Here is a 12663-nt window from a genome sequence, read left to right as displayed (position 1 = left end):
TTATTTAAACTGCGGCTTGCGCCGTATATTTTGAATTTCAAATTTTACGTAAAATTTAAAACCGCGGGCCGCAAAGTGTTCCGGCATAGTGGATATAAAAAGGGGGGTAAATTAAAATTTACCCGCTGCAAGCCGCGATCAGGATGCAAGCGAGTAAATTTGGCAATTTTAGGCAAATTCACGAGCGAAAATAAATTTTACAAACTCCCGAGAAATTTTACAAAATCTCCCTAAAATCATACCCTGCGTTTTTGAGCGCCCAGGCGATATCCTCTTGATGAGCCTTGCCCTTGGTCTCAAGCGTGATCGTGATCTGCGCGTCGCCGTACTCGATATTGGTCGAGAAGCGGTCGTAGTCGATCTTGACGATGTTTGCGTTGGCGCGGCGCAAAATTTCGGTAAGCCCCGTAAGCGCGCCCGGCTTATCGACGAGCGTGACATTGATCGTCATCTTGCGGTGCGATTTGATAAGACCCTTTTCGATGATGATGTTTAGCATCTGCACATCGATGTTGCCGCCGCTTAGGATGATGCCGATCTTTGCGCCCGCAGGGAATGCAAATTTCGCGTTCATCAGCGCCGCTACGCCCGCCGCGCCCGCGCCCTCGACGATGATTTTTTGCTGCTCGAGCAGATAGAGTATCGCGCTTGCGATCTCCTCGTCATCGACCTGCACGAACTCATCGACGCACTCGATGATCGTGCTAAGCGTGATCTCGCTAGTATCTCGCACCGCGATGCCGTCGGCGATGGTGCGGACGGATTTGGAATTTAGCGGTTTTTTCGCGACGAAGCTATCGTGCATCGCGGGAGCGCCCTTGGCGGCTACGGCGATAATTTTGATGTCGGGGTTGATCTGCTTGGCGCAGCTGCAAACCCCCGTCGCAAGCCCGCCGCCGCCTACTGGAACGACGATGTATTCAAGATCTGCGACCTCCTCGATCATCTCAAGCGCGATCGTGCCTTGACCCGCCTGGACGAACTCGTCGTTGAAGGGATGCACGAACGTCAGATTGTGTTCCTTGGCATATTCCAGCGCAAACGCATACGCCTCGTCGAAATTATCGCCCTTTAGGATGATCTCTGCGCCCAGAGCCTTCGTGCCGCTTACCTTAAGTAGCGGCGTGGCTTCAGGCATTACGATCACGGCATGCACGCCGAATTTTTGCGCGCTCATCGCTACGCCTTGTGCGTGGTTGCCCGCGCTTGCGGCTATTACTCCATGTGCCCGCTCCTCGTCCGTAAGATGCGCGATTTTATTGTAAGCGCCGCGGATCTTATACGCGCCGGTGCGCTGCAAATTCTCGCTTTTGAGATACACTTCCGCGCCGTAAAGCTTGCTGAGCTTCGGCGCCAGAGCAAAGGGCGTTTTATAGACGAAATCGTTTATCGTGCGCTTTGCTTGGATGATTTTATTTAGATCAACCATCTACTTCCTTTCGTAATTTTAAATTTTGTTATTATACATATTTTAGGCGAAATTTTATCCTGCGCGCAGCCTAAATCCGCAGCTTCGGTTTTAGATCCGCTTAACTCCTGCGCCGCAACAGCACGCCGCATTCGATATGCGCCGTATGCGCGAACTGATCGAATATCGCAAACCTGCGCACCTCATGCGTAGCACAAAGCGAGCGTAAATTTTCAAAAAGCGTCTGCGGGTTACAGGATATGTAGATCAAATTTTGAAAATTTTTTATGAAATCAATCACGCTAGGCTCGAGCCCCGCGCGCGGCGGATCGATCAAGACGTGCGAAAAATCATAGCCGAAAATATCGATCCCCTTTAGCCGCTCAAACTCGCGCCGCCGCGCAAACGCGCTCATCAGCTCATCCGCGCTAAGGCGGACGAATTGCGCGTTGCAAACGCCATTGAGCTCGCAGTTTATGCGGGCATTAGCAATCGAGCTTTTTGAAATTTCGCTCGCCAGCACGCGGTTAAATTTAGTCGCAATCGGGATGGTAAAGTTGCCGTGCCCGCAGTACAGCTCCAGCAGATCGCGCGCGCCGGAGCTTTCTGGGCGCACGACATGTTGTTTGCAGCTCGAATTTTGCTCGGTTGAATTTTTGCAGGCTGAATTTTGCGCGCTTTTCTTTTCACAATCCAAATTTTGCGCAGCGGAATTTTGCACTTCCAAATCCTTGCGAGCGAAATTATTATCTGTAGAGCTCTCGCCTGCGGACGCGCAGTTAAATTTCGCGGAATTTTTGCCGTTAAATTCTGCGCAAGCGGAATTTTCTTCAACATAATTCCGGCAAGCGGCATCCAATTCGGCGGAATTTTCAGAAGCGAAATTTCTATCCGTAGAATTTTGCGCAGCGGACTGCTCGTGGCTCGAATTTTGCTTGGCGAAATTCTTTGCTATGGAATTTTTTACGACGGAATTCTGCGAGGGAAAATTTTTTTCAGCAAAATTCCTAGCGGCGAAATTCTGTGCGCCGCACACTTCGCTCGTGCCCTCTTTGCCGAAGTCCACGCAGCTTCTCGCCCAGGCGATCATCTTTTCGTTCACGCCGCGGTTAGGCTGGATGAAGGCGTTTTCGCCGAAGCGAAATTTATAAACCCGCCCGTCCACGCAAAGCTCGTCTGTAAGGCTTAGATCGCCGCTTAGCAGCTTCTGTCCGCGTGCGCGAGCTATGATCATGATACCAAGCTTGCCCGCCAGCTCGCAAATCGCCCCCTGCTCGCGCTCGCCCAGGCGCTTGTGATAAAGCAGCGTCGCCAAAATCCCGCTAGCGCACGAGATAAACTCGACGCCAAAGAGCCTTTCTTTTAAAGCTTCGCTCCGCCTAAGCGCCTCTAGCAGCCGCGGCATTAAATTTGCGATAGGAAGCGCTACCTTGGGGCATTCGTTAATTAAAATTTTCTTGCTACGTGCGCCGCCCATCGTGTAGGCAAGATCAAATGCGCTATGCCAAATATCGTGCCAGATGCCAAATTCTGCCCTGATGCGGTAATTTTGCGGCTGTGAGGCAAAAAACTCAAACTCGCCGTCAAAAAATTCTCTGAACTTATCGCTTATCAGCTGCTTTTTGTATGAAATTTGATCCTCATAGGGCTCACCGAGCGTGCAGCTGCCGCAACTACCGAAGCTTTCGCAATTCATACATCCACTCTTTTACCCACCACGCGCAGTAAAAGAATGATAGCCGCGATACCCAAGATCAGACATCCCCACACGCTAAGCCCAAAACCCGCAGGCAGGTAGCCGCAAATGATACTAATGCCGCAAACGACCAGCGCATAGGTCATCTGCGTGCTTACGTGCTCGATGTGATCGCAGCCTGCGCCCATCGAGGAGAGGATCGTCGTATCCGAAATCGGCGAGCAGTGATCGCCGAATATCGCTCCGGTAAGCACCGCGCTTACGTTTACGCACATAAAAACGTGAAATTCCTCGCCGCTAAGTCCGTATTTTTGCCCCACGGCGTGCGCTAACGGCACGGCTAAAGGTGTGACGATGCCCATAGTACCGAAACTTGTGCCCGTTGAAAATGAGATAAACGAACTAAGCACGAAGATCACGATCGCAAGCGCAAAACGCGGCGTAGCGTCGCTTAGAAGCTCGACTAGGTAGCGCGAAGTGCCGAGCTCTTTGATAACCGAGCTTAGCGACCACGCAAAAAGCAGGATTATGACGGTATTTAGCATGCTTTTCCAGCCGCCAACCCAGACCTCGATCGCCTCTTTGACACCGTAAATTTTTTGTGCGATGCCTAAAACGACGGCGATGATCGATGAAAAGAGCGCGGATTGAAACAGCACGACCGAAGCATCCGCCGCGCTAAATGCGGTGCGAATAGAAGTAAAGCTAAGAGGAGCCGCCTTGACCGCCTCCAAAGCCTCGCCCTCCAGCGAGCTGTAGCCGTTAAAATAAAACCCGATGACGGAAAGGACAATCATCGCTCCTAACGGGATTATCGCGTTTAGCTTGCGAAGCGCGACACCCTCTTTGGGTACGAAAATTTGATCCTCTAAATTTTTGATTTTAAAATCCGCAGCTCCGCTCTTGCCGCCGCGAGATGCGATCTCCGCGCGATACATCGAGCCAAACTCCCTGCTCATCACGGCGGTTGCGACTACGAAAAAGATCATGAAAATATTATAAAATCTATACGGAATCGTCTCTACAAAGACGGTAAAGGCATTTATGTTTTCTATGCCGATCTGCGAGTAGGCCTCTTTGATCGCCGAAATTTCGACTCCGACCCAGGTGGAGATCACCGCGATACCGGTAATCGGCGCGGCGGTCGCGTCGATGATGAAGGCGAATTTCGCGCGCGAAATTTTAAATTTATCCATAAGTGGCCGCATTATCGGACCCACGATCAACGCGTTTGCGTAATCGTCGAAAAATATCACGATACCCATGAGCCAAGTATAAATTTGACCCAAAACTGGGGTGTCTGCGTGCTTGCTAAGCCAAAGCGCAAGCGCCTTCGTACCACCGCTTTTGGTCACCAAAGCGATGAGCCCGCCGATACACATAACCTGAAGCAAAATACCCGCATTCCACGTATCCGCCATCGATTTTACCATACGCGAGCACAGGTTCGTAAAAGCGAAAAGCGCCGAAGCTGCGATATTTTGATCGACCATACCGATAAGAAAGGTTCCGCTTAGCACGCCCAAAAACAGCGACAAAATCACGTCCTTGGTGATGAAAGCAAGCACGATCGCCGCAACCGGCGGGATAAGCGTCAGCACGCCGTAAAGCTCGCTGTTTCGCACGGCGGGCTCCACGTCCGCAAGCGCCAGCGCGGGCAAAAAAATCGCTGTAAAGATAAGCAAATTTTTTAACATTTTAATCCTTGATTATTGATAAAATTTTAAAATTTAACCTCCTATCGGGGGTTAAATTTTAAAATTCTGCGCACTTTGCAGCAATTATTCGTATTCACGCGCTTTCTTTTACAGCGATTTTTGAGCGCCTTAATCGCACAGCAAGCTCTACAATTTTGCTGCGTTTACAATTTCGAGCACGCATTTTTAAGCAATTTATTGCACAGAAAAATCTCTCCGGTGCAAAATACCGCGCGCGGCGTAATCAAAAGCGTTTTATAAACGCATTTAAAATTTTACTTAACATAGCAAAAGCCCCAAGTCAAGGTAAAATTCCGCAATGTTGCGACACTTGCTTTGCCGCAAGAGCGATAAATTTCGTGCGCAAAATTTGACGAAATCCCGCTCTTGATAGCAAACCAAAATCCCTAGACAAAAATTTTATCGCGCATAAACGCACAAATATCGCCATTTTTAAAGCTCGTCTGCGCGTTTACAAAATTTCAGAGCATGCAACCTGCGCAAGCAAAGCGATAAAATTTTAAAGCGTTAAATTCTACCAACTCGCACTCGAAAAATCCGCTAAATTTATAGAATTTACAAAGCGGCAAAACATTAAATTTAAAGCTCATAAGGCTTTTGCAAACCCAAAACGACGACGAAGCGGCGAGCGACCCTTTAAATCAAGCCCGCTAATTTTCACGCTCAGGTGCATCTTGCGGATCGCTCGTAAAATCATCGCTTACTTGCGTAGGACTTAATCCAAGCGAGCGCAAATAGCTCTGCGTAGCCGCTTCACCACCCGCAAGCGCGTAGTCTAGCGCATTTAGCCCCGCCTCGTCGGCCGCCTTTTCGTTTGCGCCCGATTTTACGAGCAATTCAACGATCTGCTTGGTACTTTTTTGCGCCGCAAACATCAGCAGTGTCTTACCCGCGCCCGAACGTTCACAGCCGTCGCTACGCTCGCCTAGCGACGCTAGAGCCTGAGCTTCAGCGCTGCCGATCTGGCGGACATTTACGCTAGCGTGCGAGTAGATTAGCAACCTTACGAGCTCATAATTTTTTGCCGCGGCGGCGAAAAATATCGGAGTTTGCCCAAGCGAGTTTTTATAGCCAACCAAAGCGCCTTTAGAGATCATAAATTTAGCGCTTTGAACGTTATTCATCGCGTAAAATAGAGAGTTTTCCTCACCCGCATTCACCTGCGCACCTCGCTCGATCAAAGCACCGCTAAAACGCTCGTCATATCCTAGCAAAAGTGCCAGATCCAGGGCATTATCAAGCTCGTAAATTGCAAAATCCTTGCTAAAAAGTAGCGTACGAAACTCATCTGGGCCTACTCCGCCTTTTAGCGCCAGCTCAAGCTCACCGTAATCTCCCGCCTTGCGATCCTTTGCAGCATATGCGATAAATTCCGCTATCACGGCGCTTGCCAGCTCATCGGCGTCGTTTTTATTAAATTTGGCGGCGAAATAATCTTTTAGCGCCTCCCTGGCTGCTGAGATCTCGCCCATAAAATTGCCATAAGCGATGAAATTTCCAATCTTGCGCTCGGAGTAAAATTCTAAGGCTTCAAGCGATTTTTCGCTAATTTGCGCGTAGTTTTTCTCTTTAGCATAGCTCAAAAAGCCCTCGCCATCCATCCCCGCAAATGCCAAGGTTCGCTCAAGCCTTTTTTCGTTCAGCAAGGCTTCGTTACCGACACAATCGATATTTTCGTCCCTGATCTCAGAAGCCGCGCTTTTTAAATTTTGCAAAAATTCTGCGCCAGCTAGCGAGCCTTTACAGCCAAAATCGCTTTGCAGCAGCTCTTCGTCCGCAGGCTCTTTGCTAAAAAAGCCGCGCGGATCGCTTAGTATCTGCTCGCAAGAAGCGCCAAAAAGCGTACCGCAAAAAACAAACGAACCCATTAGAATTTTTCGCATCGCTACCTCGAATTGCATTTGAAGCGTTATTTTACCTTTAAATTTATTTATTAAAACTTAGTGCGGGCGGTGGAATTTTATGGAATTCCTTTCAGCCTTATAAAATTTTGCGGAATTTTTAAAATTTTACGGCGCGGCGGCGAGCGGCGTTAAATAATGGCAGTTAGAGGCGCAGCGACGAGCGGCGATAGATACGACGCGGCAGCGAGCGGTGCTAGGCGATAGTCGGACGGCGGCACGGCGACCGATGAAATCATACTACGACGCTACGGCAAACAACGCCGAATAGCGGCGGCGGCGGTAAGTAGCGTCAGAAGTATACCGAGCGGCGACGCAACGACGAATAACGCTAGAGGGCAAACGGCGCCAAGAGGCAGCTAGACGGCAGCGCGGCGGGCGGCACCGTATGACGGCGCGGCGATCTGCGACGTTAAAATTTTAAAATTTATACGTGGGGCTAGATGCAAAATAAAATTTCACAAACGGCGCAAATCTCGCAAAATTGCACGCGCAATTACCGCAAAATAAAATTATAAGCGCTCAAATTTCATAGAATTTTACGCGTTCACGAGTGATTAACCGCGGGAGTAAAATTTTGCACGCTCTGTGCAGAGAAAAAGAGATCTTTCAAAACGAAAGAAATTCGCAGCGAGTAGAGTTAAATTTCGCCCGTAAAAATTCCGCCGAATAAAGCCGTCCGCCGAAATTAACTCAGGCAAGCTTGCTAACGCGGAATCCGGCGGCGGAATTCACGAAATTTTACGCCAGATTAATCGCAAGATAAAATTTTGCAAGCAGCGCTAATCCCGCGGAATTCCGCGCGCGATTAGCCGCAAGATAAAATTTTGCGCGGAGTAGAATTAAAATTTTGCCGCGCAAAATTCCGCGGCTAGCGCAAATTTCGTCGCGTTAAAATTTAGCGAATTTCAATCTGATGGAATTTAGCACGACCGTTACGGAGCTAAAGCACATCGCCGCGGCGCCGTACATCGGCTTTAGAAGCACGCCAAGCGCTGGATATAGCGCGCCTGCTGCGATCGGGATGCATACGGCGTTGTAAAACAGCGCCCAGAAGAGGTTTTGCTTGATCGTCCGCATGGCAGCTTCCGATAGGCGGAAGAGATATAGTACGCTTGCAAGGTCGTTTTTTATAAAGATCACGTCGCCCGCGCCCTTGGCTACATCGCTGCCGCCGTTCATCGCGATGCCGATACTAGCAGCTTTTAAGCTCGGCGCGTCATTGACGCCGTCGCCCACGAAAAGCACCCGCCTGCCCTCGTCTGTCAGGGATTTGATGAACTCATATTTGCCGCTTGGAAGCACTCCGCTTCTTACCTCGTCGATGCCGAGGTTGCGAGCGACGAAATTTGCCGTTTTGGCGTTATCGCCCGTTAGTATGACGGTTTTTACGCCGCTTTTTTGCAGCGCCTGCACGACGCCGCGCGCTTCGGCTCTTATCTCGTCGCTAAATGCGATAAAGCCCGCGTATGAGCCGCCTATCGCGCAGTAAACGACGCCGAAGCCCTTGTCTAAAAGCTCCTCCGCTTCTACTTCGACGCCCGCATCCACGCCGCGCTCGCGCAGAAAGCCCGCGCTGCCGCAAAGAATTTCGCCGGTGGGATTTTTCGCGACAATCCCTTTGCCTGCGATACTTTCAAACTCGCCGTTAAATTTAGAAATTTCGCCGAATTTCAGCTCGGCAAATTTTACGATCGCCTTTGAGATCGGATGCTCGCTAAGCTTTTGCGCACTTGCCAGAGCATAGAGATCTTGGGCGCTCAGATCGCTGAAGCTTACCGAAATTTCGCCCTTGCTAAGCGTACCAGTTTTATCGAAAACCGCGACGTCCGCGTCCTTTAAAATTTCTAAAATTTCGGGATTTTTTATTAAAATTCCAGCCTTTGCGGCGTTTGAGATCGCGCAAACGATCGCAATCGGCGTCGCAAGCCCTAGCGCGCACGGGCAAGAGATGATAAGCACGCAAATAGCGGCGGATGCGGCATATGATAGCCGTCCGTCAAGCGCCATCCACACTATAAAGCTAACAAGCGCGATCAAAATCACCGCGGGCACGAAGATATTTGAAATTTTATCCGCAAAGCGCGCGATCGGCATCTTTTTGTTGCCCGCCTCGTTTAGCAGATTTTTAATCTCGGCAAGCAGCGTCTGATGCGGGAATTTCGTCACCTTCACGTAGATGACGCCGTCGGTGCTGACGCAGCCTGCGTTTACCTCATCGCCTACGCTTTTATAAACCGCCAAGCTCTCGCCGCTGATGAGCGAGGCGTCGATCTGCGCGCCGCCTTCTACGATAAACCCGTCGCAAGGAATGCGCGAGCCGTTTTTTACGAGCACTTTATCGCCCGGCTTTAGCGCTTCTGCGCGCACTTCGGCTATCGTGCCGTCGTCTTTGATCAAAAGCGCGGTTTTGGGGCTTAGATCGATTAGCCCCTTGATGTAGTCGTTCGCCTTCATCTTGCTGCGCTCTTCGAGGTATTTGCCGAGCGAAATAAAGGCGATTATCATCGAGGCGGACGAGAAATAAAGATTGGTAAATTCATTCTGCGCGCCGTGCGTATAGACCCACGCCGCGGCCGTTAGCGAATAGACAAACGCAAAAAAACTTCCCATCGCCACGAGCACATTCATATCAAAGCTTCTGTTTTTCAGCGAGCCGTAAGCGTGATAAAAGAAGTTTTTGCCGCAGTAAAATAGGCTCACGCACGCCATCGCCGCGCAAAGTAGCGCCTTTGGGACGAAGCTTAAAAACCCGCTCATCTCCACAGCCATTACCGCCGCGGCTAAAACGAGAGCGAGGATTAGCCTAAATAGCGCCGCTTTGAGATTGCGCCGCTTTTTGCGCTCCAAATCCTCGTAATCCACGGCGATGTCGTAGCCTAGCTTTTTGATCTTGGCTTTTAGCGTCTCCTCAAGCGCCGGATCGGCAAGTACGAACTCGCCGCTGCCGTTTGCGAAATTTACGTGCGCTTCCTGCACCCCCTCGATCTTGCGACTTACCCGCTCGATCGCATTGGAGCAGTTTACGCAGCTCATCCCGACGATATTTAGAGTGATTTTGCTTGGCATTCGTTAGTTTTCGCAGGCTAGCTTTTCTGCGACGCTAAAGCCCAAATCGTCCATCTCCTCTTTAAATTTAGCCTCGTCACGCGGATCTAAGCTTAAACTCACCACTCCGCTTGCTACGTCCACTTCGATCTCGCCGAAATCCTCTTTTAGCGCGTTTTTGATCGTCCTCGCGCAGTTTTCGCAGTGTATATTTTGCGCCTTAAATTTTACGCTTTGTTTTAAAGCCATGAGCCTCTCCTTTGGATTAAAATTTCAAAACTTATACTACTTTTTAATAAATTTTATTTCAACGCCCGCTCCTGAAATTTAAGGGTTTTTCGTTATAATCACCCGTTTTAAATTTAAGCTTTAAGGAATTTTATGGGACGAGCTTTTGAATACAGACGCGCTTCAAAAGAAGCTAGATGGGGGAAGATGAGCAAACTTTTCCCAAAACTGGGCAAGGCCATAACGATGGCTGCGAAAGAGGGCGGCGAAGATCCGCTTATGAACTCCAAACTGCGCGCCGCGATCGCCACGGCAAAGGCGCAAAATATGCCCAAAGACAACATCGACGCGGCTATCAAGCGCGCAAGTGGCAAGGATAGCGCCGATATCAAAACGATCTTTTACGACGGCAAGGCGCCGCACGGCGCACTTCTCATAATCGAATGCGCCACCGACAACCCGACCCGCACCGTCGCAAACGTAAAGTCGATTTTAAACAAAGCCAAGGGCGAGTTTTTGCCGAGCGGCAGTTTGAAATTTATGTTTTCGCACAAGGCCGTTTTTGAGACCAAGCTGCCGAGCCGCGACATCGAGGAGCTGGAGCTTGAGCTCATCGACTTCGGTCTTAGCGAGCTTGAGATCAACGAGTTTGAAAACGACAAGGGCGAGCTCGAAAAGACACTTCTAATCTACGGCGAATACGAAAGCTTCGGCACTCTAAACGAAGGGATCGAAAAGATAGGGCTTGAGATCATCAGCGCAAGCTTAAAATTCGTCGCCAACGAAAAGCACGAATTTAGCGAGGAGCAGCTTGGCGACATAGACGCGCTGCTCGAGCGGCTAGAGGATGACGACGACGTGCAGGCAGTTTACACCAACATCGCATAGGAGAAAAAATGGAAAGCTTAAAAATTTACGACATTGACGCAGCGGCTTTGGCGCGCGATAAATACGCCGTGATAAAAACCGAAAAGGGCGATATGAAGCTGGAGCTTTTCGGTGACGAAGCCCCGCAGACGGTTACGAATTTCGCTAGCCTTGCTCGCAGCGGGTTTTACAAGGGGCTAAATTTTCACCGCGTAATTCCAAATTTCGTGATCCAAGGCGGCTGCCCGCGCGGCACCGGCACGGGGGGCCCGGGCTGGCGCATAAAGTGCGAATGCGACCGCCAAAAGCACAAGCACGTGCGCGGCGCGCTATCGATGGCGCACGCGGGGCGCGATACGGGCGGGAGTCAGTTTTTCGTCTGCCACAGCGCGCAACCGCACCTAGACGGCGTGCACACGGTGTTCGGACAAATCGTGGATCAGCCTAGCCTAGCGGTTCTGGACGCGATCAGGCAGGGCGATAAGATCATCGACGTCGAGATCAAAGAGAGCTTATAGCCGTGATTAAATTTAAACCGCGGGGCGCCAGACCGTGATAAAGATCGGCACGGACATAACCGCGGTGCGCAGGATCGCGGCGCTGCGCGCAAAATACGGCGCGAAATTTCTAAAGCGCATTTTGAAAAAATCCGAACGCTCCTCCGCGCTGCGCGACGAAAGTATCGCAGGCATCTATGCCGCCAAAGAGGCGCTTAGTAAGGCGCTAGGCACCGGCATCGGCGCAGAGTTCGGCTTTAAAGACGCTAAAATTTACAAAGACGCCTTGGGCGCGCCGCACCTAAAAATACGTAAAAAAATCCGTAAAAAATTTCATATCAAATCCGCAAGCCTTAGCATCACGCACGACGTAAACGTCGCAATCGCCGTAGTCGCACTGGTGCTAAAAAAATCCAAAAAACGAGCCTAAAATTTTATCGCTTTTTTCTTGAGTGCGGGATTTTTAAATTTTAAAATCTCGCCCGGGTTGCGCGTCCTAGGAATTTTATCGCGCGATCGCGCAAGCAAAAACCTTGCGTAAATTTTGCGCGGCAGAATTTTGAAATTTCATTGCGCCGCAGAATTTTGCTTTAAATTTAAGACATGGAATTTTATAGCGGCGCTGCAGCATAAACTCAAAAGGTAAAATTTCAGCCTGGAATTTAGCGGCAGAAGCATAGATTTTCTATTAAAATTTCATGGCGAAATCGCGCTTTGAAATTTACAACGGATACGAAGTCTGCTCTCCCTAACGTATCGCATCATCAGGGATTAAACGAAAGTTTGTGGGCGGCAAAACACGCGCCGCGGCTGCGTGCGTTCGTCGTGCCAATCTCAAGCAAGAGCTTTTGTGTCGTATCTATGCCAAATAAATACCGCGATAACGCAGCTACGATCTTCACGCTATGCGCAAAAAGACGGGGCTTGTGTCGCTATATTTACCGCTCAGTCTTCCGCTAGCTTGAGCACACACAGATAAGCGGCGCGCCCACAGCAGCGAGCGATCAAAATTTACACGGCGAAATTTAAAGATGAAATTCCGCGGGTTGTAAATTTAGCGCTAAATTTTTAAAATTTCACGGCGGCGCAAATTTTAAAATTCTATGCAGAGCGTATTTAAAATTTTAAGCCGCGAGCTCACGGGGCTAAATTTAGCCGCCAAGAAGTTTGCAAGTCTCTGCAAAAAGAAATTTTATCAGGGCGCGACGCCGCAAAAATTTTCAATTGCTCGTATTTGGGCGGCGGGCTTACGCGGCTTACGTTTTCGCGCGAGGTAAATTTTCAATTGTCTATATTTTGA

General features: G+C 49.8%; 8 protein-coding genes and 2 pseudogenes. 3 read left to right on the top strand and 7 right to left on the bottom strand.

What is annotated here, in order from left to right; genetic code table 11:
* Positions 1–217 precede the first annotated feature (217 nt).
* The 7 genes and pseudogenes from ilvA to Q0620_RS04475 all read right to left on the bottom strand — a co-directional run bounded on the left by ilvA (position 218) and on the right by Q0620_RS04475 (position 10020).
* A complete protein-coding gene (ilvA, locus tag Q0620_RS04505; RefSeq protein WP_005872070.1) occupies positions 218–1429 on the bottom strand; it encodes a threonine ammonia-lyase in 1212 nt (403 codons plus the stop codon).
* Between the two features lie 100 nt (positions 1430–1529).
* A pseudogene (locus Q0620_RS04500) lies at positions 1530–2108 on the bottom strand (methyltransferase domain-containing protein); the annotation flags it as partial.
* A 468-nt stretch (positions 2109–2576) separates the two neighbouring features.
* Positions 2577–3104: pseudogene (locus Q0620_RS04495) on the bottom strand (tRNA (uridine(54)-C5)-methyltransferase TrmA); the annotation flags it as partial.
* Positions 3101–4801 carry a Na+/H+ antiporter NhaC family protein gene (locus Q0620_RS04490; protein ID WP_298783382.1) on the bottom strand — a complete coding sequence of 567 codons (1701 nt, stop codon included), beginning with the start codon at positions 4799–4801 and terminating at the stop codon, positions 3101–3103. The gene Q0620_RS04490 and the pseudogene Q0620_RS04495, both read right to left, overlap by 4 nt.
* Positions 4802–5472: 671 nt before the next feature.
* The gene (locus Q0620_RS04485; protein WP_298783381.1) at positions 5473–6723 is read right to left on the bottom strand and encodes an ankyrin repeat domain-containing protein; all 1251 of its coding nucleotides are present in this window, start codon (positions 6721–6723) and stop codon (positions 5473–5475) included.
* A gap of 891 nt (positions 6724–7614) precedes the next feature.
* Positions 7615–9792 (bottom strand): cation-translocating P-type ATPase, encoded by a 2178-nt coding sequence (locus tag Q0620_RS04480; protein WP_298783380.1) that lies wholly within the window; start codon positions 9790–9792, stop codon positions 7615–7617.
* Positions 9793–9795: 3 nt separating this feature from the next.
* Positions 9796–10020: a heavy-metal-associated domain-containing protein gene (locus Q0620_RS04475; protein ID WP_297882052.1), complete on the bottom strand. Its 225-nt coding sequence runs from the start codon at positions 10018–10020 to the stop codon at positions 9796–9798.
* 132 nt (positions 10021–10152) lie between these two features.
* Here Q0620_RS04475 and Q0620_RS04470 point away from each other — a divergent pair, with 132 nt between their 5' ends.
* From Q0620_RS04470 to acpS, 3 genes are read left to right on the top strand one after another with little or no spacing between them, the layout of a single operon-like run.
* Positions 10153–10887, top strand: coding sequence for a YebC/PmpR family DNA-binding transcriptional regulator (locus tag Q0620_RS04470; RefSeq protein WP_177388917.1), 735 nt, complete (start codon positions 10153–10155; stop codon positions 10885–10887).
* A gap of 8 nt (positions 10888–10895) precedes the next feature.
* Complete coding sequence (locus Q0620_RS04465) at positions 10896–11384, top strand: peptidylprolyl isomerase (protein ID WP_298783379.1); 489 nt, start codon at positions 10896–10898, stop codon at positions 11382–11384.
* Positions 11385–11418: 34 nt separating this feature from the next.
* Positions 11419–11793: a holo-ACP synthase gene (gene acpS, locus Q0620_RS04460; RefSeq protein WP_298783378.1), complete on the top strand. Its 375-nt coding sequence runs from the start codon at positions 11419–11421 to the stop codon at positions 11791–11793.
* The last annotated feature ends 870 nt before the right edge of the window (positions 11794–12663 follow it).

Origin of the sequence: uncultured Campylobacter sp., from assembly GCF_938017615.1 — a bacterium.
Lineage (GTDB): Bacteria > Campylobacterota > Campylobacteria > Campylobacterales > Campylobacteraceae > Campylobacter_B.
Note: the sequence above shows the minus strand (reverse complement) of the source record. Positions and strands in the feature narration are given on the sequence as shown.